This is a genomic window from Rouxiella sp. Mn2063, assembly GCF_049319665.1.
In the GTDB taxonomy this organism is placed as follows: domain Bacteria; phylum Pseudomonadota; class Gammaproteobacteria; order Enterobacterales; family Enterobacteriaceae; genus JBMOUD01.
This window is the reverse complement of sequence record NZ_JBMOUD010000016.1, coordinates 1-25,228: the sequence shown is the minus strand read 5'-3', so window position 1 is coordinate 25,228 and position 25,228 is coordinate 1. Positions and strand designations below refer to the sequence as shown.

Annotated in this window: 24 protein-coding genes; 11 read left to right on the top strand and 13 right to left on the bottom strand. The window is 47.6% G+C overall.

Annotated elements, in window-relative coordinates; translation table 11 throughout:
* Positions 1-89: 89 nt before the first annotated feature.
* The 9 genes from ACL9RG_RS18975 to ACL9RG_RS18935 form a co-directional block, all read right to left on the bottom strand.
* Complete coding sequence (locus ACL9RG_RS18975) at positions 90-758, bottom strand: ABC transporter permease (protein WP_422794202.1); 669 nt, start codon at positions 756-758, stop codon at positions 90-92.
* Positions 758-1,387: an ABC transporter permease gene (locus ACL9RG_RS18970; RefSeq protein ID WP_422794201.1), complete on the bottom strand. Its 630-nt coding sequence runs from the start codon at positions 1,385-1,387 to the stop codon at positions 758-760. The genes ACL9RG_RS18975 and ACL9RG_RS18970 overlap by 1 nt, the downstream gene beginning before the upstream one ends.
* Positions 1,380-2,459: an ABC transporter ATP-binding protein gene (locus ACL9RG_RS18965; protein ID WP_422794200.1), complete on the bottom strand. Its 1,080-nt coding sequence runs from the start codon at positions 2,457-2,459 to the stop codon at positions 1,380-1,382. Before ACL9RG_RS18965 ends, ACL9RG_RS18970 begins: the two co-directional genes overlap by 8 nt.
* A 671-nt stretch (positions 2,460-3,130) precedes the next feature.
* A complete protein-coding gene (gene astE / locus ACL9RG_RS18960; protein ID WP_422794199.1) occupies positions 3,131-4,111 on the bottom strand; it encodes a succinylglutamate desuccinylase in 981 nt (326 codons plus the stop codon).
* Positions 4,112-4,139: 28 nt separating this feature from the next.
* Complete coding sequence (gene astB / locus ACL9RG_RS18955) at positions 4,140-5,480, bottom strand: N-succinylarginine dihydrolase (RefSeq protein WP_422794198.1); 1,341 nt, start codon at positions 5,478-5,480, stop codon at positions 4,140-4,142.
* A 16-nt stretch (positions 5,481-5,496) separates the two neighbouring features.
* Entirely contained in the window at positions 5,497-6,978 is a 1,482-nt protein-coding gene (astD, locus tag ACL9RG_RS18950) for a succinylglutamate-semialdehyde dehydrogenase (protein ID WP_422794197.1), read from the bottom strand.
* A gap of 2 nt (positions 6,979-6,980) precedes the next feature.
* The gene (gene astA / locus ACL9RG_RS18945) at positions 6,981-8,048 is read right to left on the bottom strand and encodes an arginine N-succinyltransferase (protein ID WP_422794196.1); all 1,068 of its coding nucleotides are present in this window, start codon (positions 8,046-8,048) and stop codon (positions 6,981-6,983) included.
* Positions 8,049-8,052: 4 nt separating this feature from the next.
* Positions 8,053-9,264, bottom strand: coding sequence for an aspartate aminotransferase family protein (locus tag ACL9RG_RS18940; RefSeq protein WP_422794195.1), 1,212 nt, complete (start codon positions 9,262-9,264; stop codon positions 8,053-8,055).
* A 553-nt stretch (positions 9,265-9,817) separates the two neighbouring features.
* Positions 9,818-11,245, bottom strand: a complete 1,428-nt coding sequence (locus ACL9RG_RS18935; RefSeq protein ID WP_422794194.1) for a PLP-dependent aminotransferase family protein — start codon at positions 11,243-11,245, stop codon at positions 9,818-9,820.
* A gap of 356 nt (positions 11,246-11,601) precedes the next feature.
* Here ACL9RG_RS18935 and spy point away from each other — a divergent pair, with 356 nt between their 5' ends.
* Entirely contained in the window at positions 11,602-12,147 is a 546-nt protein-coding gene (gene spy, locus ACL9RG_RS18930) for an ATP-independent periplasmic protein-refolding chaperone Spy (protein WP_422794193.1), read from the top strand.
* A gap of 54 nt (positions 12,148-12,201) precedes the next feature.
* Here spy and dsdC read toward each other — a convergent pair whose 3' ends face one another.
* On the bottom strand, positions 12,202-13,152 hold the full coding sequence (dsdC, locus tag ACL9RG_RS18925) for a DNA-binding transcriptional regulator DsdC (protein ID WP_422794192.1): 951 nt from the start codon (positions 13,150-13,152) through the stop codon (positions 12,202-12,204).
* Between the two features lie 275 nt (positions 13,153-13,427).
* On the opposite strand from dsdC, the gene ACL9RG_RS18920 reads away from it, so the two are divergent.
* Both ACL9RG_RS18920 and ACL9RG_RS18915 read left to right on the top strand, forming a co-directional pair.
* The gene (locus ACL9RG_RS18920; RefSeq protein WP_422794191.1) at positions 13,428-14,747 is read left to right on the top strand and encodes a D-serine ammonia-lyase; all 1,320 of its coding nucleotides are present in this window, start codon (positions 13,428-13,430) and stop codon (positions 14,745-14,747) included.
* Positions 14,748-15,224: 477 nt separating this feature from the next.
* A complete protein-coding gene (locus ACL9RG_RS18915; protein WP_422794190.1) occupies positions 15,225-17,246 on the top strand; it encodes a DUF4034 domain-containing protein in 2,022 nt (673 codons plus the stop codon).
* A 240-nt stretch (positions 17,247-17,486) separates the two neighbouring features.
* On the opposite strand, the gene ACL9RG_RS18910 is transcribed toward ACL9RG_RS18915, so the two are convergent.
* The gene (locus ACL9RG_RS18910; protein WP_422794189.1) at positions 17,487-18,374 is read right to left on the bottom strand and encodes a LysR substrate-binding domain-containing protein; all 888 of its coding nucleotides are present in this window, start codon (positions 18,372-18,374) and stop codon (positions 17,487-17,489) included.
* A gap of 102 nt (positions 18,375-18,476) precedes the next feature.
* Between ACL9RG_RS18910 and ACL9RG_RS18905 the strand changes: the two genes are divergently transcribed.
* Positions 18,477-18,977: a GNAT family N-acetyltransferase gene (locus ACL9RG_RS18905; protein ID WP_422794188.1), complete on the top strand. Its 501-nt coding sequence runs from the start codon at positions 18,477-18,479 to the stop codon at positions 18,975-18,977.
* Positions 18,978-20,144: an MFS transporter gene (locus ACL9RG_RS18900; protein ID WP_422794187.1), complete on the top strand. Its 1,167-nt coding sequence runs from the start codon at positions 18,978-18,980 to the stop codon at positions 20,142-20,144.
* Between the two features lie 38 nt (positions 20,145-20,182).
* Here ACL9RG_RS18900 and ACL9RG_RS18895 read toward each other — a convergent pair whose 3' ends face one another.
* Positions 20,183-20,440: a helix-turn-helix domain-containing protein gene (locus ACL9RG_RS18895; RefSeq protein ID WP_422794186.1), complete on the bottom strand. Its 258-nt coding sequence runs from the start codon at positions 20,438-20,440 to the stop codon at positions 20,183-20,185.
* A 9-nt stretch (positions 20,441-20,449) separates the two neighbouring features.
* On the opposite strand from ACL9RG_RS18895, the gene ACL9RG_RS18890 reads away from it, so the two are divergent.
* From ACL9RG_RS18890 to ACL9RG_RS18875, 4 genes are all read left to right on the top strand, one after another.
* Positions 20,450-20,629: a helix-turn-helix domain-containing protein gene (locus ACL9RG_RS18890; protein ID WP_422794266.1), complete on the top strand. Its 180-nt coding sequence runs from the start codon at positions 20,450-20,452 to the stop codon at positions 20,627-20,629.
* Positions 20,630-20,804: 175 nt separating this feature from the next.
* Positions 20,805-21,119, top strand: coding sequence for a DUF6678 family protein (locus tag ACL9RG_RS18885; RefSeq protein WP_422794185.1), 315 nt, complete (start codon positions 20,805-20,807; stop codon positions 21,117-21,119).
* Between the two features lie 373 nt (positions 21,120-21,492).
* Positions 21,493-22,575, top strand: coding sequence for a DUF262 domain-containing protein (locus ACL9RG_RS18880; RefSeq protein WP_422794184.1), 1,083 nt, complete (start codon positions 21,493-21,495; stop codon positions 22,573-22,575).
* Complete coding sequence (locus ACL9RG_RS18875) at positions 22,575-23,369, top strand: HEPN domain-containing protein (RefSeq protein WP_422794183.1); 795 nt, start codon at positions 22,575-22,577, stop codon at positions 23,367-23,369. The genes ACL9RG_RS18880 and ACL9RG_RS18875 overlap by 1 nt, the downstream gene beginning before the upstream one ends.
* Positions 23,370-23,850: 481 nt before the next feature.
* Here the strand turns inward: ACL9RG_RS18875 and ACL9RG_RS18870 are convergent, their stop codons facing one another.
* Complete coding sequence (locus ACL9RG_RS18870; RefSeq protein ID WP_422794182.1) at positions 23,851-24,162, bottom strand: hypothetical protein; 312 nt, start codon at positions 24,160-24,162, stop codon at positions 23,851-23,853.
* 186 nt (positions 24,163-24,348) lie between these two features.
* Here ACL9RG_RS18870 and ACL9RG_RS18865 point away from each other — a divergent pair, with 186 nt between their 5' ends.
* On the top strand, positions 24,349-24,951 hold the full coding sequence (locus ACL9RG_RS18865; RefSeq protein ID WP_422794181.1) for a site-specific integrase: 603 nt from the start codon (positions 24,349-24,351) through the stop codon (positions 24,949-24,951).
* 48 nt (positions 24,952-24,999) lie between these two features.
* Positions 25,000-25,188 carry a polymorphic toxin type 17 domain-containing protein gene (locus ACL9RG_RS18860; RefSeq protein ID WP_422794180.1) on the top strand — a complete coding sequence of 63 codons (189 nt, stop codon included), beginning with the start codon at positions 25,000-25,002 and terminating at the stop codon, positions 25,186-25,188.
* Positions 25,189-25,228 lie beyond the last annotated feature (40 nt).

Here is a 25,228-nt window from a genome sequence, read left to right as displayed (position 1 = left end):
TTCTCGCTTTTATGTTGTGTGTTGCGTGTATTTTTATGGCACTTGTTTTGTTTACGATACTTGTGTTGTTTACTGCATACGTGCAGAGGTTAATCCGCCGTTGAAACTGAAAAATGTAGCCAGCGTTTAGCAATCAGTGACATCAGTAGCTCACAGACAATCGCCAGCAGAGAGATAATGATCGACCCTCCCACTACCTGCGGGAAATCACGTTGCCCTAAACCATCGATAAGAAAGCGCCCCAAACCATCCAGACCGGCATAGGCAGCGACCACCGCCGTGGCAATCAGCTGTAATAGCGAGGTACGAATACCGGCAAAAATTAGCGGCATTGCCAGCGGTATCCGCACTTTCAGCAAGCTTTGTAACGGCGTCATACCCATCGCTTTGGCCGCATCACATAATGTTTGGTCCGCCTGGCTGATGCCGACATAGGTATTGGTGAGCATCGGCGGGATGGCCAGCGCGACTAACGCAATAAATACCGGCACATCGTTAAAACCAAACAACATGATGCACAGCAAAATAATGCCCAGCGAAGGGAAAGCCTGACCAATGTTAAACAGGTTGATAACCAGAAAACCGCCGCGTCGCCAGTAACCAAATAAGATACCCAGCGGTTGAGCAATCACGATGGCAATCGCCAGACTCACCAATACATAGTAAAGATGCTGGCCAAAGCGTGGCCAAATCCCGAGATCCCCTGTCCAGTGATCGGCTTGCATAAACCACTGCCAGGTTTCATGAAAAATCGCCATTAGCGTGTCCACCCCGTCAGACGATACCCGATGCGGGTGATCACAAAATCGAGAATCAGCGACAGCACCAGACTTAACGCTAAGCTGACTAATATTGGCGTCAGGAAGTTTTGGTTAAAACCGAGGATCATCAGTTGTCCTAATCCACCCTGACCAATCAATGCAGTAACAATGACCAGGCCGACCAACGTGACCGATGCAATCCGCAGTCCGGCAAATAGCGCAGGTAAGATCAGAAATATTTCGATATCCATAAAGCGACCAAAGCGGGTATAACCCAGTGCCCGGGCCGACTCCAAGACTTCAGCAGGTAGCTTCTGCATCCCGGCGAGTACATTGCGTAGCAATATCAGCAGTGAGTAAAGCGTCAGGCCAATGACCGACGTCGTCATCGATAATCCAGTCCAAGGCAGCAACAGGATAAACAGCGCCAGCGATGGAATGGTAAACAGCACACCGCTAAGAGAAATCAAAGGGCCAGATAGCGCCGGCCAGACGATAGAGATCAGTAACATCACCGCGGTGAGTGCGGTACCGAGCGCCAGTGACAATAAAACCATCTGCAAATGTTGCAGCGTCAGCCCACCGATCATTGACGAATTATCGCTCACCCATTGCCAATCAATCATCGCGATGCAACTCCTGATGGCGGTTAAGCGCATTGCTTAACAAACTGCTATCGATGGCACCTGCGTAACTGCCCTCTGGCGTAATACGTACCAGAACGCCCTGTGGCACATTGAGCAATTCGCTATACACATTACGCAAAGATTGATGTTCATCGGCGAAATGTACCGGCGTCTGTTGACCCTTCTCCAGCCAATGCAGTGGACGGTTATTGGCATCCAATACCAGCGCACGCTGCTGGCCAAGTAACGGGTGACCACCCGCTAATGACTGTCCATCTAGCGCTAATAACGGAACATCATGGCGAGGTAAATCCCCCACCCGCATCATCCCTAAACGTTTCAGATTAGGTTCGGGACCGATGAAATCACGCACAAAGTCGCTGGCCGGGAAAGACAGAATATTATCCGGCGTATCAAACTGCGCCAGACGGCCACCTTCCTGGAAGATAGCAATACGGTCGCCAAGGCGAATCGCTTCGTTAATATCGTGAGTCACTAAAATAATAGTTTTGTGCAGTCGAGCCTGTAATTGCAGTAACTCACTTTGCAATTTTTCTCTGACTACCGGGTCGATAGCAGCAAAAGGTTCGTCCATCAGCAATACCGGAGGATCGGCGGCCAATGCGCGTGCAATAGAAACGCGGCTCTGCTGCCCGCCTGACAGCTGGTGCGGATAGCGTTTGAGCACTAAGGGGTCAAGCGACATCAATGCCACCAGCTCATCAATGCGTCGGGCGATAGTTTTTTTATCCCAGCCTAACAGGCGTGGCACGGTGGCAATATTCTCCGCCACACTGCGATGTGGAAACAACGCCGGGCTTTGCATCACAAAACCAATCTTGCGTCGCACCTGAATAATATCCGCGCTAGAGAGCGCCTGCCCCTGAATATAAACCTCACCGCTGTCAGGAATATCCAAGCGGTTAATCATACGAAGCGTGGTGGTTTTTCCGCAGCCACTTGGGCCGACGAAAGTACAAAACTCGCCGTCATTAATCGTCATACTCAGCGAGTTAATCGCATGCTGTGCATTGCCTGGATAAGTCTTATTTATATTTTCTAATCGAATCATAATGCGTTTAAACTTCCTCATACTGCACAGTCGATGCTCATACGCCCCAATTGAAGGGTATAAAACGTAAAAATTTTCTTTTAAGTTTCAGCGCACTATTCGCAGCAGTATTACAGAGCCGTTCACATTCACAAATCCAAGATGGTTCTAAGAAATGCTAAAAAGTAGCTATATAAAAAATTACATATCCATGCAAACTATATGGATTAAATTTTCATAAAGGAGATAAATAACTTCGGGGATAGCGAGGGAACACCCAGCAGCAATTCACATCAATTTAGCGCACTTTAAAAGCCGCCAAATAACATCTATTCGCTCTTAAATAAAAAGCAAAGTCTGCTTATCTTTTGACATTAAAAAAGGTGAGTGGCGCGCTCGAAATGGCGCTGAAGGAGCGGTAAGAAATCGCGAAGTCTTTATTGAGCGAGTCCGAATCCCGACTGAAGGCACTGCGGAGCAGCGACATTTGCGCCTGTCGCCGCAGCACCTGAAACATAGCCTAATTGAAATTCGATATAACATCATGAAAAGGCGCGGGATGCCGAAGGGTTCCGCCCCTGAACCCTTCGGTCGGTTTCGGCGATGAAATAACACTGAGCACAATATTTAAAAAACCGAAATATTCACCTTTCCAGGCTTTGAGAAAGCCGAAATAAACTCGGCCAAGCTTATTACTTCTCTATTAACATCAACCCAGCCCGCAACCCTATCGCGACATTAGGATTCGGGAACAGTACCCATTCTTTGGCATGCTCAACCCGGTAATCTTGACCGTTTTGTTCGGCGAGGACAAAACCTTGTGGGTAGGCGGTAAAGTTGAGCGCATCTGCCGGAATATGCAGCTGGAAATCCTGCTGCTTACGCAAGATATCTTGTACCACCTGATAATGTTTCATCGGCGACAGCGTGCGCGGCGGCGGCAGTTGGTCGCTAACTAACGCTTCCAACGCCTGCCTTATCAACACAAACTGTTGATGATCGTTGTGACCAAACGGCAAGGCTTTTCCCAGCTCTAATGTGCAACTGTCAGCATCAAAGACTTTGCTACTGAAATGGGTAAAGGTTCCGCCGGGTGAGCGATGATAAACCAACGCGTCTAATCCCGCGGCATCCAGCCAATTTAGCATTGCCAGGGAGTAAGGACGTGCCTGCAACGGCACTAAACCAAAGCGGGTATGCAACGATCCACGGATAGCGGTGTGCAAATCGTAGTGCAGGCGCTCGGTAGCACCGGCGGCGCTCGCCAGACGATAGAATTGTGCCAATACCTGCTCGAGCTGTTGCGCACGCTGGGTTTCGTCGCTTGGCGCAAAACTGGCATGACGTCCGCCAAACATGCGGTTCATATCCGCCTGAATATAGCGTTTGTTAGCACGCATCGACGGCGGATTGCCCATTATCACCAGCAGCCGCACTTTTAATGGTCGCGAGCCTTGTAATAACTCGCTCACCAGCTGATTAAGTAGCTCAATCGGGGCGGTTTCATTGCCATGAATACCCGCCGATAACACAATCGCCTGCGTACAAGTATGGCGAGGGGATAATTCGACTATCCCCTCGCCTAGCCACTGCCAATCCAGCGTTTCAGTTTGGCCACAGGGGAATTCAGGGGGACGCCCAGATAATGTTTCAGCCAGAAAATCAAATGTCATTGCCCTGCTCCTTGCTCGTTTGATGGCATTATTGCTGGAACGGATAAATCGACCCTAGCCCCAGCAATTGCGTCAGTTCATCCAGCGCCTGACGGACTTCAATCAACAATTGTGGATCGGCCAAGTCTTCCGGACGCATGCGGTCACGATAATGTTTATCCACCCACTGATTCAGACGAGTAAATTGTAGGTCATTAATCATCGAACCAGGATTGACTGCCGCCAGTTCTTGCTCATTGAGCGCCACACGCAGGCGTAAACACGCCGGGCCGCCGCCGTTACGCATACTTTCGCGCAGATCAAAGACTTCAATACGTTCAATCGGCCCACCGCTGGCAACCAATTCACTCAGATAGTCCCACACGCCGGCGTGCTGGCGTGACTCTTCTGGCACCACCAACAGCATTTTGCCATTCGCCTGGCTCAACAACTGGCTGTTGAAGAGATAGGTGTTGACCGCATCATCGACCGATACGCGGTGTTGAGGCACTTCAATCGGATTAAAGTCACAGCCCAACGCTGCCAGCTTACGGCGAATTTCATCCAGCCCATTTTTAGGCTCAAGGAATGCCTGCTGATGGTAAAACAGCACATCGCGGTTACTTACCGCAATCACGTCATTATGAAATACGCCGCTGTCGATAGCCTGCGGGTTTTGCTGCATAAATACAGTGCGCTCGCCATCGAGTTGATGCAAACGCGCCACGGCTTCGCTGGCGATACGGGTTTGTCGTGCCGGATAACGCTGCGGCTCCGTCCCGCCCTGCGCCAAACCATCGCGGCCATAGACAAACACCTGCACGCCTGGTTTGGCATAGTCAGCGCATAAACGGTTATGGTTGGCTGCCCCTTCATCACCTAATGTTGCCACCTGCGGCAACGCATCATGATGGGCAAAATGCTGCGCATTGCGGAAGGTCGATTGCAGGATAGCGCCGGTGGTTTCTGCTTCAATGGCGCGATGGAATTTGTTGTTCAGATTTGCCACGGTGAAATGCACACGCCCATCGGCGCTATCCGCCGATGGCGATACGGTGGCGGCATTGGCAACCCACATTGAAGAAGCCGAGCTGAGCGAGGATAACAGGCGCGGCGAATAGGCCTGCGCCTGTGCCAGCACCGACTGGTCGCTGCCACTAAAACCGAGCTTGCGCAGTGTCGGCAGATGCGGGCGTTCATGCGGAGGCAAAATCCCCTGCTTGAATCCCAAATCTGCCAGAGCTTTCATTTTTGCCAGCCCTTGCTTGGCCGCCAGTTTCGGATTGGCAGCACTATTTTGGTTGCGGGTTGACGCTTCGTTACCAAAGGATAATCCGGCGTAATGGTGAGTTAACCCCACCAGCCCATCAAAATTGACTTCATAACTCATTAGCTGCTCCTGTCCTTCAACCGGCGCGAGTAAAATCGATACCCGGAGATAATGTCGCCGGTAATTGCAGTTCGCTGCTTTCAAGCGATGCCATTGGCCACGCACAGTAGTCAGCGGCGTAATAAGCACTTGGACGATGGTTGCCCGATGCGCCAATGCCACCAAATGGCGCATTGCTTGATGCGCCGGTAAGCGGTTTGTTCCAGTTGACGATCCCGGCACGTGCTTCTTGCAGCAATTGTTCGTACTGCTCACGGCTTTCAGAAATCAAACCGGTTGCCAGACCGAAGCGCGTCTGGTTAGCCAGTTCAATCGCGCCATCAAAATCGTCATAGCGGATCACGCTAAGCAGCGGGCCAAAATACTCTTCATCCGGCACCTCGTTGATACCGGTTAAATCAATAATACCCGGCGTTAATAGCGTGGTTTGCGCATCAGGACGCGTCAGGGTTAGCAGCGATTTACCACCGAGTTTCAGCAAATTGTCTTGCGCACGCAAAATACCCTGCGCAGCAGCATCGGAAATCACGCCGCCGATAAACGGCTGTTGTTCGTCATTCCAGCGGCCGATGCGTAACGACTGGGTGACCGCCACTAAGCGCGCCAGGAATTGGTCACCTTGGGTACCGCGTTTAACCAGCAAACGGCGCGCACAGGTGCAGCGCTGCCCGGCAGAAATAAACGCCGATTGGATAGTCAGGTTTACCGCCGCATCGATATCGCTCACCGGTTCAACGATCAGCGCGTTGTTACCGCCCATCTCCAACGCCAGCATCTTGTGCGGCTGTCCGGCCAGCTGTTTATGTAGCTGATAACCCGTTGCCGCGCTACCGGTGAACAATACGCCATCAATATGTGGGTTGGCCGCCAGCGCTTCACCGGTGGTACGTCCTCCCTGAATTAGGTTGATTACCCCGTTTGGCAGACCGGCGCGTTGCCATAAATGCAGCGTGGCTTCAGCGGTTGCCGGCGTCAGTTCACTGGGTTTAAACACTACGGTGTTGCCAGCCAGCAAAGCGGGAACGATATGGCCGTTCGGCAAATGTCCTGGGAAGTTATAAGGGCCAAATACTGCCATTACGCCGTGTGCACGATGGCGCAATACCGCTTCACCATCAGGCATCGGCGTGTGTTTGACCCCAGTACGCGCTTGATAAGCTTCCAGCGAGATAGCCACTTTGCCAATCATCGCCTGCACTTCGGTGAGCGTTTCCCAACGCGGTTTGCTGGTTTCACGGCTGATGGTTTCCGCCATCTGAGTTTTGCTCTCAGCCAACAACTCACTAAAGCGCTGCACTATGGCAATGCGTTCACTCATCGGGCGGCGTGACCAGGTTTTAAATGCCTGACGCGCGGCCACACAGGCGGCATCGACATCTGCGGCATCGGCAGTCAGTGCAGACCACAGCGGCTCATGACTGACCGGATTGTTTTTTTCCAACAATGGGCCGTGCCCAGCGCGCCATTGTCCATCAATAAAAAGGGCTGAATGCGTCATCGTTAGCTCGCTTGTGAGAGTTGGCGAGACGCATTGTTGCGCCCGGCCTGTGGAAAGAGGTTAACCGCACGCAAGGTGTCGCCAGCGTTAACGCCCAGCATTTGCGCCGTTGCCGCATCCAGCGTTAACTGACCAATGTCGTCGTCGCTATTGACTAGCAAAGCGCGGAAGTTTTGGTAGTTTTCATTGGCGACCAGATAGACGCCTTCTGTCTCGCTATTGCGGCTTGGTGTAATAGTCGCACGCAACAGCTGGCTCTCTTTTACCGCGCGCAAGGCATCAATTTCTGCTTCTAACGTCGGGCCAGCATCGAAAATATCGACATAGCCCTGATAGCTGAAACCTTCAGATTCCAGCACTGCCCGCGCCGGAGCCGTTTGTTCATGCACCTGGCCGATAACCGCCCGCGCTTCTTCGCTTAATAGGTCGGTATACAGCGGATGTTTTGGCATCAGTTCGGCAATGAAGGATTTTTGCCCCAGCCCGGTCAATCTGTCGGCCTGGGCGAATTCCATCCCAAAGAAGTGTCGCCCAACGGCATCCCAAAATGGCGAATGACCATTATCGTCAGATACACCGCGCATTTCGGCGATCACTTTGCGTGAGAAACGATCGCGGAACGCCGCTAAAAACAGCATCCGCACTTTAGAGAGCAGCTGGCCGTTTTTACCATGGCGATAGTCTGGGTCGAGGAATAAGGTGCACAGCTCGGTATAACCGGTGTGATCATTACTCAAGAACAGCGTCGGCACCGGCTTATAAATATTCTGACTCTTGGAAGCATGAACCAAGGTGCCTAAGCGGAAGTTGTACCACGGCTCGCTGAGCCCAACACCAACTTCAATCGCGCTCACGCCGACGACTTTGCCCAGTTGAGTATCTTCGAGGACAAACAGATAACCTTGGTCAGCTTTATCGAGCGTCCCCTCCCAGGTGGCAAGGGAGCGCTCAATTCTGGTACGCAGATGCGCTTCGTCTTTGGGTAATGACGTCAAGCCAATCCCCGTTTTGCTAGACAGATGCAGGATGTCAGCCACATCACCGAGTTGCACAGGTCGTATTAGCATCATGATGTTATCTCCGACAAAGTCGAGCCACTGCGCGCTCTAATCTATTTAACCCCTCTTCGATATCATCGCTTGGAATAATCAAAGAAGGCGCAAAACGCAACACATCAGGCCCGGCGATTAACGCAATCAGCCCTTCTTCCGCCGCCAGTTGGTTCAACTGTTTGGCCTGTCCGGCATAAGCGCTATTCATCACCGCGCCAATCAGCAAGCCTTGACCGCGAACTTCGGCAAACACCTGATATTGATCATTAATGCGTTGCAGACCATCGATAAAGGTTTGATAGCGCTTTTTCACACCGCTCAACACCTCCGGCGTATTGATGAGATCAAAGACTTTGCCGGCCACCGCTGTTGCCAGCGGGTTACCGCCGTAGGTCGTGCCGTGCGTACCCGGCTGGAACAATTCGGCATAGCGGTCAACGGTCAGCATCGCGCCGATTGGGAATCCACCGCCCAACGCTTTAGCACTGGTTAAGATATCCGGCACGACGCCGTAATGCTGGTAAGCATACAGCTCGCCGGTGCGGCCAACGCCAGTTTGGACTTCATCAAAAATCAGCAGCGCGTCATGTTTAGTACAGAGTTCACGCAGCCCTTGCAGGAATTCGGCATCCGCTGGCAGCACACCACCTTCACCTTGAATCGGCTCAACAATCACCGCGCAGGTACGAGAGGAGATATGGCTGGCAACCGCGGCCAAATCGTTAAACGGCAGGTGGGTAATCGCTGGCGGCAACGGCGCAAAATCGGCAGAGTATTTTGGCTGACCACCGGCGGTCACGGTAAATAAGGTGCGGCCATGGAAAGCATTCTTGAAGGCGATAATTTCATTTTTAACGCCTGGCTGCTGCTGATGACCATACAAACGCGCTAGTTTCAGCGCCGCTTCGTTAGCTTCCGCTCCCGAGTTACAGAAGAAGATTTTTTCAGCAAAGGTGGCATCAATCAGTTTCTTAGCCAAACGCAGTACCGGCTCATTGGTGTAACCATTGCCTAAATGCCAGATTTTCTCTGCCTGCTCGAGTAACGCTTTTTTAACTTCAGGGTGTGAGTGGCCCAGTGCGTTAACCGCAATCCCCCCGGCGAAATCAACATACTCTTTCCCCTGCTGGTCCCACAGGCGCGAGCCTTCGCCGCGTACTAAAACAAAATCTGCCGGGGCATAAACCGGAACCATCCAGTCATTGAAATTTTGGCGGCTAATTTGCTGTTCCATATCAATCTCACTGTTTCAATTGGTTATATTTTCAGAGGCGTTTATCTGAGATAGCGATTGGCGAGTCTCACGTGATGCCGCTTTGGGCATCAACAGAGGTTGCACAGCCAATATGCATAACGCTGTTCTCAGCTAATACGCGTTGTCCGGTTTATCGGTTAAGAAAACTCGGTTGCATTTTTGTTAAAAAACGCGATATCTGATTTTGATAATAGATTGCAGGCATCGTGCCAGCCAGAGCCAAAAATGAATAAAAAAGGCCTGACCAAGAAAAAACAATTACTTAGCATCGCCACTTATGCACATAAATTGCATAATAAATGAATAATTATTGTAAAGGCCTGAGCGGGCCTGAAAGGGGCAGAATGAGTATGCAAGCTGAGAAAGGCGGATTTATTTTGCTGGATTTGTGATCTGTCGCGAAAAGCGGGAAAGAGAATCAAGGCGAGATGGCGAGATTGCACCAATATAGTGCCAGCCGCGCACTTAAATCAGGCAAAATCTTGCGCCGTAACAGATACACAATGTGACATCGTGCCCGGCGCAAAGGGGATTAATCAGCACGTTTCACTTCATCGGCGACCAGTTCGGCCAATAATTTGATTGCCTGTTCGCAGCGGCTATCCCATTCAAATGAGGTGTTAAGACGAATGCAGTGACGATAGCGGTCTTCAACCGCAAATAACGTACCCGGTGCGATGCTGACGCCTTTGGCTAGCGCACGCTGATACAAGCGTACCGCATCAACCTGTTCCCCCAGATCCAGCCAGAGAAAATAGCCGCCATCAGGTAAAACAACGCTGACGCTCACCGGAAACAATGAACAAATTGCGTGATACATCGCCATTTGCCGCTGCTCTAGCTGACGGCGTATGCGGCGCAAATGGGTATCGTAACCGCCCTGCTGAAGAAAATCGGCCAAAGCTAGCTGCACTGGTACGCTGGCTGATAACGTGCTCATCAGTTGCAAACGCTGAATCCGCTCGGCGTATTGCCCTGCGGCCACCCAGCCGACGCGAAACCCCGGCGCCAGACATTTAGAAAACGACGAACAGTGCAAGATCTGCTGGCGGTGATCGGACATTTTTAACGGCATTGGCCGATCGGCACTGAAGTAAAGTTCAGCGTAAACATCATCTTCGATCAGCGCGACATTATGCTGTTGCAAAATCGCCACCAAACGCTGTTTCTTCTCGACGGAGAGTGAACATCCCAGCGGATTTTGAAAATTGGCCATCAGCCAGCACGCTTTGATCGGATAGGTTTCTAACGCCTCTTCCAGCGCATCCAGATTGATGCCCTCACCCGCGTCGGTAGGAATGGCGACCGCTTTGAGTTGGCGGCGCTCAATAGCCTGCAACGCGCCATAAAAAGCCGGTGATTCGATAGCGACCCAATCTCCAGGCTCGGTCAACACTTGCAGACTCAATCCCAGAGATTCCATGGCGCCGGAGGTGATGACAATCTCATCGGGCGCGACTTCTATTCCCTGCTGGGCGTAACGTTGTGCGATACAACGACGCAGTTCTTCATTACCAGGCGGTAAATTCGCCGTAGCGCTATGGGCTGACATGCGGCGCACCGCGCTTGCCAGTGAACGGGCCAAACGAGGCTGCGGGAATAGCGTGGGATCGGGGAACGCGGAGCCTAACGGCACGATATCCGGGTCCTGCGCGGCTTTCAGAATATCAAAGATGGCATCGTTGACGTCAATTTGCTCAGCGGTGTGCAAGCTTTGCGGCGTTCTATGATTGCGGCGCACCTGCTGGCGTGGTGCTACATAATAACCAGACTGCGGGCGAGAGACGATATCCCCTTGGCTTTCTAAGAGTTGATAAGCCTGCAATACCGTCATCAGGCTCAGACCCGATTGTTTGCAACTCTCACGTAATGAAGGCAATTTGTCGCCCGGCAACCAGACTTGAGCGTCAATCTGGCGACGCAAAGTTTGGGCCAGCTGTTGATAACGTGATACCGACATGGGATGTGGCTCGATGCTGTTATAGTAAAAATTAACCAAATGATAACTATTATAGTATGGCGATAGCAATGAAATGATCGGCCTTGCGCCTTAAATGCTCACGGATTAGCTTTACTCATGTTTTTTATGCGGGTTCCGCATGTAAGCGAAAGGTTAAGGTTTTGGGCGCTCTTGGCCGAAGCCTTACGCTTTCCAAACCTTTCCGTCATTATTTATCAAATAGTAACACTTGAGCTTGCACACTTTTACACGCCACTCGCATTACTATTCATAAGTTGGTTTAGACTCATTTTCGTCAACAGATACGGCAGTTCGCCGAGTATCTTTGCTAAAACAGAAAAATGAGGATTGAGATTATGCGTAAACTTACCGCAATGATTGTGGCTTCTACTCTGGCAATGAGCGCCGCGTCTTTCGCCTTTGCAGCCGATACTACGGTTTCTGATGCTGCACCTGACACGACACAAAGCAAAATGATGCACCACAAAGGCATGCATCACCCTAACCCATTTGCCGGTCTGAACCTGACTGAAGCACAGCGCACACAAATGCGCGAATTGATGAAAGAGTCTGGCCCACATCATCAACGTGGCGAGATGAGAACTCAGATGGATGCCCTGCATAAACTGGTGGCAACCGACAGCTTCGACGAAGCTAAAGTGAAAAGTCAGATTGATGAAATCACTCAAGCACAATCTGCACATATGTTAGAACGCGCCAAAGTAGAAAATAAAATGTATAACCTGCTGACGCCTGAGCAGAAAAAACAGTTCAACGAGAACTACCAAAAACGCGCTGAGAAAATGGCCGAAAGAATGGCCGAGCATAAAAAACATCAGGCAGACGCCGCCCAATCAGCACCAGCCACTGCTGCACCTGCAACCCCTGCTGCTGCGCAGTAATCAATCCAGCGATTTGCTGTGATGCAGGTAAAAACCGGTCAATTGGCCGGTTTTTTATTGCCGATGAGCCGCAGATATTTTATCACCGCCCGCAGCCGCGGTTTCTTTAAGCCAAGCAATAAAAGCCTCAATCTTTGGCCAGCGTTTATCCGCATGAGTACTGATGTAGTAATGCTGCTCGCAACGCAGCTCATGCTGGGGAAAGGGCAATATCAACTCGCCTGACGCCAGTTTTTGACTGAGCAATTTTTTTCGCCCCATCGCCACGCCTGCGTGATGCGTCGCCGCCGTTACGGCCAACTGTGCCTGATCAAACTCCGTCGCTAATGTACTGCCGATATCCAATCCAAAATGCGTCGCCCACAGCTTCCACTCATCGTCACCGGAATACGTGCTCCAGGCTTGCCTATCGTGCAGTAATCGGCAGTTTGCCAAGTTTTCCGGCTGCCGGTAAAGCGAGTAACGTTCGGCATAATGCGGGCTACAGACTGGCACAATGCTTTCGTCCATCAAATACTCCTGATGAAAGCGTTCGGGCTTAGCCGCATCAAAACTTATGGCTAAATCAGCGCCCATTTTTTGCAAATCAATCGCCTCGTTACCGGTGTAAATAACCAGCTCGATCAGCGGATATTTGTCGAGAAAGTCGGCGATTTTCGGGGTAAGCCACGATTGCGCGAAAGAGGGGCGACAATAAACGGCGAGTCGCCCTGCGTACTCCTGATTTTTAATGCTTTGTACTTCACGATTCAGAAACTCGAGCGAGCTGCTCATCGCCGCGTACATTCTTTCGCCCTCTCTGGTCAGCTCGATTCTGCGATGACCACGAGTAAAGAGTTTAATGCCGAGCTCATTCTCTAGCTGGCTGATACGATGACTGACCGCGCTGGGTGTTAGCGCTAGCTCTGACGCGGCTTCCGCGAAAGAAGCGCGTCTGGCCGCCACCTCAAAGGTATAAAGCCTTGCCAGCTTACCCCCGGTGATTTCACGCAGATCGTCTGTCATATCTTCCCTTTGAGCCAAAAACCTAACCGATTGACATAAATACACAAATAGCACAACCGCAGCAAGCCTGAACGCGAATATCTTGAGGTTAGCTGATTTCATCTCAAGATGAAAAACCATCGTTTGTCAGCGTCAGTTGTGTGAGATGTAATATTGTGTGAGATGTAATAACGCAAGAAGACACACTGTGCCGCACAATAGCGATAGCCCGCTTTGCCGACAGTCTGTCATTCATGCTATTACCCTGTATTCCATCATGCCGCTGAGAGCACGAGATGACTGATTTAAATTCAAAACTCAACGCTATACCCGCTGTCGATGACTTAAGAGCCATGCGGGAAACCATCTGGTTAAATAGCGATGTCAGCACCACCAGCGAAGGGCTGCTACGCGTCGGTTTAACTCAGGCAGACGCGGAAGATGCGCAAGCCAGATTGCAACGCTTTGCTCCATTATTGGCGCAGGCTTTTCCTGAGACGCTGGCAAGTAAAGGCATCATTGAGTCTGATATCGTGCCCATCCCACAGATGCAAGCGTTGCTGGAAAAAACCAGCCACATTAGCGGCAATCTGTGGTTAAAAAAAGACAGCCATCTGCCTGTTTCAGGCTCAATCAAGGCTCGTGGCGGCATTTACGAAGTATTAACCCATGCAGAAAAACTGGCTGTTGCGGCGGGGATGCTGAGTCTGGATGACGATTATCGCCTCTTGCTCACCCCTGACTTTCGCCGTTTTTTCAGTCAGCACAAAATTGCCGTGGGTTCTACCGGCAACCTTGGACTATCAATTGGAATAATGAGTGCCCGCTTAGGGTTCCACGTCACGGTACATATGTCGTCTGACGCCCGCGAGTGGAAAAAAAATCTGCTCCGCAGTCACGGTGTCGAGGTTATCGAGTACCAGGAAGATTACGGCGTTGCGGTTGAACAAGGGCGTCAGGCAGCAAGCAGCGACCCGAGCTGTTTCTTTATTGACGATGAAAATTCTCGCACCCTGTTCCTCGGCTACTCGGTAGCAGGGCTGCGACTGCGCAAACAGTTGCAGGAAAAAGGCATTAGGGTTGACGCCGATCATCCATTGTTTGTTTACCTCCCCTGCGGAGTGGGCGGAGGCCCGGGAGGCGTGGCGTTTGGGCTTAAACTGACCTTTGGCGACCATGTGCATTGCTTCTTCGCTGAACCTACCCATTCACCCTGTATGTTACTCGGCATGAGCACTGGTCTGCATGATGCGATTGCAGTTCAAGATATCGGTCTGGATAACAAAACCGACGCTGATGGCCTTGCCGTGGGACGCGCATCGGGCTTTGTGGGACGCGCAATGGCGCAGCTTATCGATGGCTGTTATACGTTAAGCGATGAATCCATGTACGATCTGTTGCTGATGCTGGCAAAAACAGAAAATATCCGGTTGGAACCCTCTGCCCTTGCCGGGATGGCAGGACCGCAGCGTATTAGCGCTAATAAAGCATATCAGGCCCAGCACCACATAAGCGCCGAGGCCATGCGCCACGCCACTCATATTGTCTGGGCGACCGGCGGCGGCATGGTGCCCGATGAGGAAATGCAGCGGTATCTTGCTAAAGGTCGGGGATGATAGCCATGTTATTTTCTGTGAGATACACAACTACAGCGTCTGAGTAATTAAAACTACTGTGAATTTCAAAACCGGCCATTTGGCCGGTTTTTAGGTTTAGGACTGCTATTATTTATTTCCCCAGACTCATATTGAATCTGCCCCTTTTTTAACTTGGGCAAATATTAATCAATTACTATGTTTTTGCAAAAAATATAATTTCAAATACCCATACTCACTATAATTTATACTCGGATGAGGCTGAAACTGCGTTTTCTATACATGAACGATAGCAAAGAGAATATTATTAAATAATGAAAGAAGATAACGACATTCAGCTACTTAGTGAAAGCATGCTTTTCACTATATAAGATAATTCCCATAGTGGAATACTGACTACTAATACCTCTGTATTTTTCATGGTAATTATTTATTGGCAAAATACTTCTTTTGCACTGATACTATTGTACCTACGTTTTCAAAGTCGGACCTCTATTCATGCAATCCTTAGTTGAGATATATGACTTACAGCAGCAAGTGAAGCACAAGCTAAGCCAAAAGAAATATCAAGATATTGACGTGCTATTTGCGCCACTGCAAGGACAGGATTTACAAAATACACTTCGCATCCAGTTTATTTTTAATCCTCAGATTGATGACCATAATGTGATATTGTCACAACTTCATGACTGGCAGCAGGAAACGCCGGGGAGTTATTATCCTTATGTCTTTTTTGCTAGTTTTTGGCATACTCTTGCCGCCAAAGAGCGTGGCATGCAAACCATGGATTACGTCACTCCCTCACAGCGTCTAAGGTTTGGCGTTGCTAGTGATCAGTTTTTTTATTGGGCGTTAAAAACGCTAGAATTCAATCCTGATTGTGTCGCAGCCTATAATATGCTGCTTGGGGCTTCAGGGAACTTTGGTATGCCCGATTGGTTGGAGCTACCGATCACACAACCGATTCATTTTTCATGTACGCATTATAATGAAGAGGCCAAAACGTTTTTATCTTCGTTCCCGGGGTATATCGTTCCTCAGGATTCAATTGGTATAACGCTGCCACCACTAAGCAGTGAAGAGCATAATTTTATCCCTTTCTATTGGTTGAGGAATATCTTAGTGATTGACCCTGAGCATATCGAATCAAGGAAAATTACACTCAAATTCCTATCGCCACGATGGTATGGCGATGAGAAATATGAAAATGTTCATCAATTTTTAGCAAGTGACTATTGTTCAGGTTTATCAGCACAGCAGATAAAAATACTGCAACGTGAAAAAGAATTCGATCGGCTTACAGCGTATAATACCCTATCCCCAAACAATTATAGAAAAGAGTTAGACAGACGCGAAAAGCAATTTACAGATTTGATTACTGTGCCGCTCACCAATGAAGATGATTCTGAGGCGCTATTTGAATATATTGATTTCTGCTACCATATTTTGACGAATATGCCAGATAGCCGTCAAGAGACAAACGATAATATGGTGAGAAATATTTACCAAGCATTACACCATATCGTTAATCTGTCGTCGCCTTGGATTATATTTTATCGAGCAGAAGAAGTTTTCAATCTATTAATATTCATGATGAAACTTTATGAATTTGAAGATAACCACAACGTCTTTGAAGAACTTGCAACGCAGACACAGTATCGTAATTTAACATCTCCGCTAGAAATTTTGTATAGTGCGTTGGCTGCTAGTTTTTCATTAGCCAATATTCACCTTACCGCTCAACGTGAAAGCATCGAACACTATTATATCTCCGATGAGAGAAAACTTGATTACAACATTTTCAGATCACATATTCTGGTTCTATGTAAAATGGGATACGCGACCTCGATAAAACCGGTGCTCGAAAGATTTGCTACCAAATACCAGGCCATCAACGCCTTAGTATTGTGCTATGAAATATATCATGGTGACGCCCCCAACCTGGCACAGATGCTGTCGATTCAGCCTAATACGGACAAAGCAAACTCATTTTTAGATATCGCTGTACAACAGGGAGCTTCACAGGCAATTTTTATTAAATCTCGTGATCTAGAAAATTTAATTGAGAGCAGCAGTAACCCGTCCGAGAAGTCAGCGCTTACCGTCGAAAGAGAGAAACTACTAAAACTTAACATTCAGTTGGGGGATGCTGTATCCCAATATGATTATGCGTGCAGTTTAATTGCATCCGACGTAGAGCAACAGATCCAGCAAGGGTTGTTTGTTGAGGCACCAAAAGTCTTGTCCGAAGCGCGTGTAAGGCTAGATCAGCGGGCATACATCGCTTATCTTTATGCTTTTTGCGCCTTCAATGCTCGTGGTATGAGTAAAAACTTTTTTGTTATGGACTTTTGGATCAATCAGGCTGTGGTATGGGATCCAGATCCTGACTATATAAATTTCCTTCAGAAGATCAAAGAAGGTGTTGCATTACAACCTCTGTATAAATACTACCTGAAAAGAGACAAAGGTAAGGTATCCGCAGAGATGGCAAAAATAATGAATGACGTGATTCAATAGAGGGGAATTTATCGATGACAACAATTCACATTGTTATATTAGTCATTGTCGTATTGATGTTTATTTTCGTTAGGCCAAAACTACTTAAAGCACAAAAACAGGCCACGACAGTGATGTTACCAAGAAAGAAGTAATGCCACTTTTATTCGCAGGTATTGCTAAACTAAATTGTCATGACCACCTCCACTGGAGGTGGTGTTTATTCCACTAGTAACTCTCAGCTATAACATCTGCCTGCAACTACGCCTTATTTAAGGGATATTCCCCAAATGAACGTAACCAGTGCAAAAACTTTTGTACTGCTTCGTCATTTCTGTCGCGCCATAACAGGTAATACTCACCGGTATTGATGCGCTGGTCGTTGAAGGGGGAAATCAATCTCCCCGATTCAAGATGCCTGACACAAAATAAGTGTGGAATGACCACCAGCCCCAGCCCATCTTCGGCGGCCTGAATGGCAGCAAACGTATGATCCAAGGTGATAGTTTGGCTATCGTCATCTCCACCTTGTGGAAACTGCTGATGCCAGGTTTTCCAGAGATCCTCTCGCGCCCGGATCTGTATTTTTACGTGGCCTTCGAGCCTGTCAGGCGATACCAACGGCCTGCTGCGCAAGTAATTCTCGCTACATACCAGCAGACTAGACTCTTTTAGAAATGGCGTCGATCTCAGGCCGGAAAAATGTGCCGGGTCCCTGCGTATAGCAATATCAAAAGGCGCGTCGAAATTGACAGGCCCAATGCTGGTGGTGACATCCACCGTCAGATCGGGATGTATTTCATTAAGCCCTGAGAGTCTTGGCATTAGCCAGTGCATCGCAAATGTAGGCAGACACTGAACGGTCAATCTTCCTGATGGCGCGTTGGCGCAGAGCGTTTTTTCCGCTGCGGCAAGCTCATTCAGCAAGCGTGTGGCAATACGTGAAAATGCCTCGCCAGCTTCGGTTAATCGCACCGACTTATGGGCCCGATAAAACAGCTGTGTGCCCAGTTGTTCTTCCAGGCTACGGATATGGCGGCTCACGGCACCGGTGGTGATGAACAGTTCATCCGCAGCAATTCTAAAGCTGCTATTGCGGGCTGCGGCTTCAAACGCAGGCAAGTGAGGTAAGGAGGCGAGTCTTTTCATTGGTTGAGTTTAACTCAACCAATTGACGCATTAAAGATCGTTTGTCAGCGCGACGTGTTTCTTCTTAAGCTCACTCACATCACCCAGCTATTCGGTACTCTTATGCGCACTGTTACTGTCCGTCATGCCTCCCCCGCCGATATTGATCGGATCAGGGATATTTACACCCACTATGTTCTCAACAGCACCACCACCTTTGAGATAAGCATGCCAGATACTCAGGAGATGCTCAGCCGATTACTCAAGATACAAAACGCGAGCTGCCCGTATCTGGTCTGTGAAGTCGATAACGAGATTGCCGGATATGCTTATGCTTCACCTTACCGGCCGCGCGAGGCTTATCGTTTCACCGTTGAAGCGTCCATCTATCTGTCTACCGAGTTTCAGGGAATGGGGCTTGGCACGGCATTACTCAACGCACTTTCCCAACACTGCGTTGAGCAAGGATTCCGACATATGGTCTCCGTGGTCACCGGGGACGCTGGCGGTCCATCGTATAAATTTCATCTGCGAAATGGTTTTGCATACTGCGGTACGCTGAAAAACATTGGCTATAAATTCGAGCGCGCCATAGATACGCACTTTTTCCAGAAGGCTATCTAGATGAAAGCTTTCCCTCTGCTTTGTGTTGGTCGGGCAGGCACATGCCTGGGGACGATGGCTTTTGCCGGCGCGCTGCCGGTTATCCGTAATGAATGGCATATAGATGCCGAATCCGCTGGCACCATTCAGACGGTTTTCAGTATTTGCAATGCCTGCGCATTGTTCATCGCCTCATGGCTGAGCGATTACCTTGGAGCACGGCGGGTTTATTTAATCTTCTCCTGGCTTGGCGTGCTGGCATTAATGGCCTTCGCCTGTTTTGCGCGCTCATATTCGTCAGCGCTGATGTTGATGGTTTTTGTCGGATTGACTCAAGGTGGCGTATACACGCCTGCGATGATACTGGCGATGAAAATGAACGGTCAGGCCAAACGCGGCTATGCCGTCGGTACGATTCTGGCGGCAGGATCTCTTGGCTATCTTCTGTCGGTTTTCATCGCCAGCGTTGGCGCGATGACATGGGGAGCGCCTGTCGCCTTCTGGCTGTGCGCGATTGGCGCGTTAGCAGGTGCCGTATCGGGGGCCCTGGCACTTCTCGGCTATAAAGAAGAGATCAATCCCCCGGCCGAGCATACCGGTGGGCCTGTGACTTATGCCTATTCGGCAACCGCGCTTTTACTGCTAATAGGTTACATCGCCCACTGCTGGGAACTGCTTGGCAACTGGGCATGGACGCCGAGCATGGTAGCGGAAAAACTTCAGGCCTTAAATCTTAGCCCGATGACCATAGGATTGATTGTGGCTTCGACGGTTCATCTGTCGGGTATGTTTTCTACGCTGATCGTCGGGACAATATCTGACTATTTTAATCGCGCTTCGGTGCTGATTTTTATGGGCGCGGCTGGCGCATTAAGCTGCGTGCTGATGGGATATTCTGCTTCCTGGAGCATTGGCTGGACACTGCTGCTGACATTCAGCGGAAGTTTCTTCATTTTAGGCGATTCAGGCATTCTATCCGCCGCTATCGCCGATAACGCCCCGGCAGAAAGATTAGGCAGCATTATGGGAATACGCTCACTGTTCGGCTTTGGCATCGGCTCATTTGCGCCCTTGTCATTTGGCAAAGTCATGGACGCAACGCAAAGCTGGGAAATGGCTTATACGGTTCTCGCCATCGGCGGCACCACAGCGTGCCTTTGTGCGATATTGCTTAGGGTGAGGCGTTAGGGTTGTAAAGGTTAACGTAAGAAGCCGACGGCCAGCTATTAGCGATTTGATTTGTGTTGATGAAATTCAATAATCAGCGCAGCTAATTCATCCTCTTCGGCATAAAAATACGCCAGCGGTAAATCCAATACCCTGGCAATGCGCATCGCCATCTCCAAATCCGCCTGATGCTTTCCCTTTTCATATTGATTCATCCGCGCACTTGATGTGGCTTCATCCAGACCAGCTAATACACCTAATTTGTATTGCGATAGTCCAGTGCGTAAACGCGCTTCTTTGAGTCTCTTGATCAGCATAATTCCGGCATTAACCTTAAGTTCACAACATTAGCTAATACACTAACAAAGTCTCATCAGAAAGGTGAAATGGCCATCATCAAAGCCATTGGGGTTGAGCCGCAACTGATTTGGCCAAGCCGCTATCAGAATTTCAAGCAAGGGCAACATAGTGTGAGAGAGTTAAAAATGAAAAAGCTTAAGGAGTAAATTGTTAAGCGAAGCGCCCATTTCAGATTTGGTATTGATTTGGGCGTTACTCTTATTGGTTGGGGTTTGGGCTGGTATCTGAATATATAATTTGGCAGACAAGCATATGCCATGAACGGATATTACTAATAGGATGGTGTGTTAATCTGTAGAAAACCGGTACTTGGAGGCTTGAATGCTTTATAGCTGCATGAATAATACAAAATGGAGTGAGATCCGCCAAGCAATGGTTAACATGACATCTCCCCCTTTATGGAAAACCACTTTTCTCAATGGCTATGAATCCGCAGTTGATGGCGAGTGGTTTTACCATTTCAGTGAAGGGGGCTATTCGGATATCCAGTATCTTGATGTTTTAACAAATTCAGTTGAACAACACGTCGAGGTGGGAGCTATTCTTCGGTCTATTCATGTCCCCGGAATTATGACTTCGACAGGCTATAGAATTTTAGGGTACGCTGATTCTGCTAGTAGTGTGGCTTATCTTTAACTGGGAATAATCATGAAGCGGCCAATAACATTACTTTAATCGTAATGTTAAAATGGTAGCCCCCTTAGTCCTTTGATGCCGACTAGATGCTGTATCGGCAGCTCAGTGCCAGGAGCGGAAGTTACTAGCCTTTGTTGCAGTAATTCTTTGGGGGCACATCGCGGCTGGCGCGCAATGCTTTCCCCGCCACGCCCGCCCGCTTAATGGAGCGGTTTTAATGTAGTTACATTGCTAAAATCTGTCACCATAGGTTCTTGGGCGAAGACAGTAGATGCTTCATTTTTAATGCAATTACATGCAAATAACAGCATACTTTGTGAATTATGTATTGTAGCAAATATAGCCGTTTTAAATGTCGTTTCGTGGAGAAAATATGACCAATCTCAAACATAACCTCGATGAGCTGCAGCAAATAGCAAAAGAACGCACAGTCAAAACGCAAACTATCGAATATGATCTGGAAACTTTAGTAAAAAAAATAAAAAGAAACGTCATAAAGCTTAATCCTGAGTATCAACGAAAACACCGTTGGGATGATGAAACATCATCAAGATTAATTGAAAGTCTTATACTTAATATACCGATACCTTTTATCTACATCTCCCAAGATGTTGATGTTGATGAGGAAATAGATTCTGAGTCATCACGTTTCTCGGTCATCGATGGACAGCAGCGGCTCACTGCAATTTATAATTTCTTTGAGAATAAATATCAACTCCAAGGTTTAGAGGTTCTTGACAAGCTCAATGAGGCATTCCATAAAGATTTGCCTCCATTTTTAATGAGGCGTCTCGAAGAAAGAAGCATCAGATGTTTGCGAATTGACTCTACGCTTGACCCACAAGTGAAGTATGACATCTTTGAAAGACTGAACTCTGGCTCGGTAAAGTTGGAGTCACAAGAACTGCGCAATGCAACATGCAGAGGTCCATTTAAAGACCTCGTAAAAGAATTGTCAAAAAATGAAAACTTTAAATTGGCATGTAAATTAACACCTGATAGTTCCCGCGTTAAAAAAATGGAAGATGAAGAGCTTGTACTGCGTTTCTTCGCCATAAACTACCTTGATAGCTATAGGGATTACAAAGGGAAGTTCAAAAATTTCCTGACTAGTAAGATGAATTCATTTAACAATCTACCTATAAAGCAGTTAGAGGAAATGGAAGGGTTGTTTAATGATACTTTTAAAGCTATTAGAAAATCTAATATAGATTATCCTTTCACTAAGTATCGGGCAACAGTCGATGGCTTTGACAAAATGTCTGATTTTAATGCTGCGGTGTATGATTCAATTACACACCTCTTTATTGAAAGTTTGAGAAAAGGAACGGTTGTTACTTCCGAAAAAATTCTCAGAATGTTTTCAGATCCGGATTTTTTTGCAGCATGTGAAGGTAGTGTAAATGATGTTGCCAAACTAAATACAAGGATTAATAAGGCAAAGGAAACAGCATAATGGCTACATTCATTGCGGATTATCTTGATACCGTTGATCTTCAGTGGAGTGAGGTTGATATTTTAGTCGATGAAGCGGTCCGTGTTCAGGAGTCAAATGAATATTTATATAATGCTCTTTGTCGCTCGATTACAGTTTTGATTGTTGCTCATATGGAAGGTTTTGTTAAAGGCGCAGTCAAAAACATTATTAGCGATTACGCATCCATAAAATTCAGAGAGTTACCTATTTCGATTAAAAGAACTTACTGTAAAAAATATTTAGGATTTGATGAGAAAGCATTTTCCGGATATCAAGATGCAATTCAGTGCTTAATGGATGATTTAGAGAAAACAGATGACTTCAAAATTTCTCCCGAACCATTCATATCGGATAGAAATAGAAACCCAAAGCCCGATGTCATTGGTAACATAGCATCAAGGTTTGGGGTTGGAGATATTTTTAAAAACCTACACGAATCAAGATTTGATAAAGTTTTTGCTATGACATCTCCACAAATTAAAAATGCTCTTGAAGTTATCTCCGTTTTAACCAAACGAAAGGTATGTGATTTTCCTTATAAGGTAAGAAAAAATTCTTACTATACAAATCCGGTAGTATATCGTGGGCGAAGTTTATGGCAGACTTTTTTAGATGATTTAAATCAAAAGCGTCATAAAATAGCTCATGGCAATGACTTTGCGAATGCAACAGATATTAACTCACTTATTGTTCTTAAAGATAAGGTCAGGATACTTCAGTACTCATTTTTATTAATTATTTGCTCTGAAATATGCAATGCACAAGTAAAGTAGATAATGTTAAAGGGTAGAAATTTTTCTGCTCTTTAAAAATCCTATCAATTATGTGGTTTAAAAATAACTTATAGCATTGTAAGTATCCCTGCAAAAGGAGTCATTCACTTTAACAAATATGTCAATGTCCGCTCCTCGCTCATAAGGGGCAACCATACTCAAATCTCCCATATTGCAGGAGATTTGAGTATGAACACGTCACCCCGGAACAAAGGCCGTATCTCACTTGCTGAAAACTATATGAGCTATGCTTGAATACAACCACCCGATAGTTTATCGGAACATCAGCCTGAATTATCATTCACTGGCAATATTTTTTGTTAAGCTCATTAAATGACTTCATCTGCAAGTGATACTCATAAACTAAGGATTTATCATCAATCGTGTATGCAATGGGACGGCGTGAGTACTTAACGTCTAATATCAAGTGTTGTGGCTCTGCAGAGATAAACCGAGCACCTATTTTTTGATTAATTTTTGTTCAGCCAGAAATGATTCCGCACACATAATTCGCCCCCTCAAAGTGATGAGTGCTCATTTCGGAGAATGATATTGGCTTTGAAAAATCAATACCGCTATCGCAAAAACCTAACATCATTTTCTTATTATTTTCATTTGAAGGATCTTTTGCTAAAAAATCTTTGAATAAATCAAAACTTGCCGATGAACTCGCTACTTTTTTAAGAAAATTAATCACATATGGCTTAATTTGTTTGTGCTGAATATTTTCTTGACCATACGAAGCTGGAACTATAGTTAATAGAAGCAACGCAGATAAAACCAAACTTCTCATGAGCCTTGCTCCGTGAATGGATGTCCATGTTACATCGGCAAAAAAATACCTAACTTTAATGACCTGTGATTTTCAACCACATTAGACGCTTAAATCACCTTGTGATGCAATCAATAGCAATCCGTCCGTTCCTCGCTCATGAGGGACAACCATACTCAAATCTCCCACATTACAGGAGATTTGAGTATGAACACGTCACCGTGGAACAAAGACCGTATCATCGGCCAAAAAAAACCACTTCAGATATCTCATATCTGGGGGATACGAATCAGGCTTGAACTTGAAGGTAAAACGCGTGATTTGGCTCTGTTCAATATGGCCCTGGACAGTAAGCTACGAGGCTGTGATCTGGTAAAACTCAAAGTATCTGATGTTGCATATGGTAGCTCTGTTTCAAGCAGAGCAACGGTGTTTCAACAAAAAACCGGTAGCCCTGTCCAATTTGAGATAACCAAACGGACAAAAGAAGCTGTTACTGAATTGATAAAGCTTGGCAATTTGCACAGTCAAGACTTTTTGTTCCGATCTCGGGTCGGTACTGACCAGCATATATCAACCCGGCAATACAACCGAATTTTTCATGGGTGGGTAGCAAAGCTTGGTCTCGACGATTCGCTGTACAGCACACATTCCATGAGAAGAACAAAACCTTACCTAATCTACAAGAAAACTAAGAATCTCAGGGTGATCCAACTTCTGTTGGGTCATAAGAAACTGGAAAGCACAGTCCGTTATCTGGGAATTGAGGTCGATGATGCGTTAGAGATCTCGGAGTCGATTGAAGTCTAAGGTTGCCAGGGCTGTAACAGCAGCCCTGTGCCAGGAGCGGATGTTCCTATGTTAATCAACAGGGAGCAGGTCAGGTATTTCGATGGGTTTGGTAATGAATGGGTGAAAGGTCCATCCCGCACAGCTGGTCAGGCATTTGAATGGGATGTCCAGTTATCTCGGACATGCAAGGCGCAGTTAGGCTGGGCAACTCGTGATGGTGTAAGTATCCCAGCTTTAGTTCCAGGCACTTTTTGAGACTTCCGGGTTTTCAGCCATCAGCCGGTATTCTTCCGGT

Excerpts from the sequence above, each read along its gene's own strand:
- ACL9RG_RS18975 (WP_422794202.1), bottom strand. The coding sequence starts at position 758 with ATGGCGATTTTTCATGAAACCTGGCAGTGGTTTATGCAAGCCGATCAC.
- ACL9RG_RS18970 (WP_422794201.1), bottom strand. The coding sequence starts at position 1,387 with ATGATTGATTGGCAATGGGTGAGCGATAATTCGTCAATGATCGGTGGG.
- ACL9RG_RS18965 (WP_422794200.1), bottom strand. The coding sequence starts at position 2,459 with ATGATTCGATTAGAAAATATAAATAAGACTTATCCAGGCAATGCACAG.
- astE (WP_422794199.1), bottom strand. The coding sequence starts at position 4,111 with ATGACATTTGATTTTCTGGCTGAAACATTATCTGGGCGTCCCCCTGAA.
- astB (WP_422794198.1), bottom strand. The coding sequence starts at position 5,480 with ATGAGTTATGAAGTCAATTTTGATGGGCTGGTGGGGTTAACTCACCAT.
- astD (WP_422794197.1), bottom strand. The coding sequence starts at position 6,978 with ATGACGCATTCAGCCCTTTTTATTGATGGACAATGGCGCGCTGGGCAC.
- astA (WP_422794196.1), bottom strand. The coding sequence starts at position 8,048 with ATGATGCTAATACGACCTGTGCAACTCGGTGATGTGGCTGACATCCTG.
- ACL9RG_RS18940 (WP_422794195.1), bottom strand. The coding sequence starts at position 9,264 with ATGGAACAGCAAATTAGCCGCCAAAATTTCAATGACTGGATGGTTCCG.
- ACL9RG_RS18935 (WP_422794194.1), bottom strand. The coding sequence starts at position 11,245 with ATGTCGGTATCACGTTATCAACAGCTGGCCCAAACTTTGCGTCGCCAG.
- spy (WP_422794193.1), top strand. The coding sequence starts at position 11,602 with ATGCGTAAACTTACCGCAATGATTGTGGCTTCTACTCTGGCAATGAGC.
- dsdC (WP_422794192.1), bottom strand. The coding sequence starts at position 13,152 with ATGACAGACGATCTGCGTGAAATCACCGGGGGTAAGCTGGCAAGGCTT.
- ACL9RG_RS18920 (WP_422794191.1), top strand. The coding sequence starts at position 13,428 with ATGACTGATTTAAATTCAAAACTCAACGCTATACCCGCTGTCGATGAC.
- ACL9RG_RS18915 (WP_422794190.1), top strand. The coding sequence starts at position 15,225 with ATGCAATCCTTAGTTGAGATATATGACTTACAGCAGCAAGTGAAGCAC.
- ACL9RG_RS18910 (WP_422794189.1), bottom strand. The coding sequence starts at position 18,374 with ATGAAAAGACTCGCCTCCTTACCTCACTTGCCTGCGTTTGAAGCCGCA.
- ACL9RG_RS18905 (WP_422794188.1), top strand. The coding sequence starts at position 18,477 with ATGCGCACTGTTACTGTCCGTCATGCCTCCCCCGCCGATATTGATCGG.
- ACL9RG_RS18900 (WP_422794187.1), top strand. The coding sequence starts at position 18,978 with ATGAAAGCTTTCCCTCTGCTTTGTGTTGGTCGGGCAGGCACATGCCTG.
- ACL9RG_RS18895 (WP_422794186.1), bottom strand. The coding sequence starts at position 20,440 with ATGCTGATCAAGAGACTCAAAGAAGCGCGTTTACGCACTGGACTATCG.
- ACL9RG_RS18885 (WP_422794185.1), top strand. The coding sequence starts at position 20,805 with ATGCTTTATAGCTGCATGAATAATACAAAATGGAGTGAGATCCGCCAA.
- ACL9RG_RS18880 (WP_422794184.1), top strand. The coding sequence starts at position 21,493 with ATGACCAATCTCAAACATAACCTCGATGAGCTGCAGCAAATAGCAAAA.
- ACL9RG_RS18875 (WP_422794183.1), top strand. The coding sequence starts at position 22,575 with ATGGCTACATTCATTGCGGATTATCTTGATACCGTTGATCTTCAGTGG.
- ACL9RG_RS18870 (WP_422794182.1), bottom strand. The coding sequence starts at position 24,162 with ATGAGAAGTTTGGTTTTATCTGCGTTGCTTCTATTAACTATAGTTCCA.
- ACL9RG_RS18865 (WP_422794181.1), top strand. The coding sequence starts at position 24,349 with ATGAACACGTCACCGTGGAACAAAGACCGTATCATCGGCCAAAAAAAA.
- ACL9RG_RS18860 (WP_422794180.1), top strand. The coding sequence starts at position 25,000 with ATGTTAATCAACAGGGAGCAGGTCAGGTATTTCGATGGGTTTGGTAAT.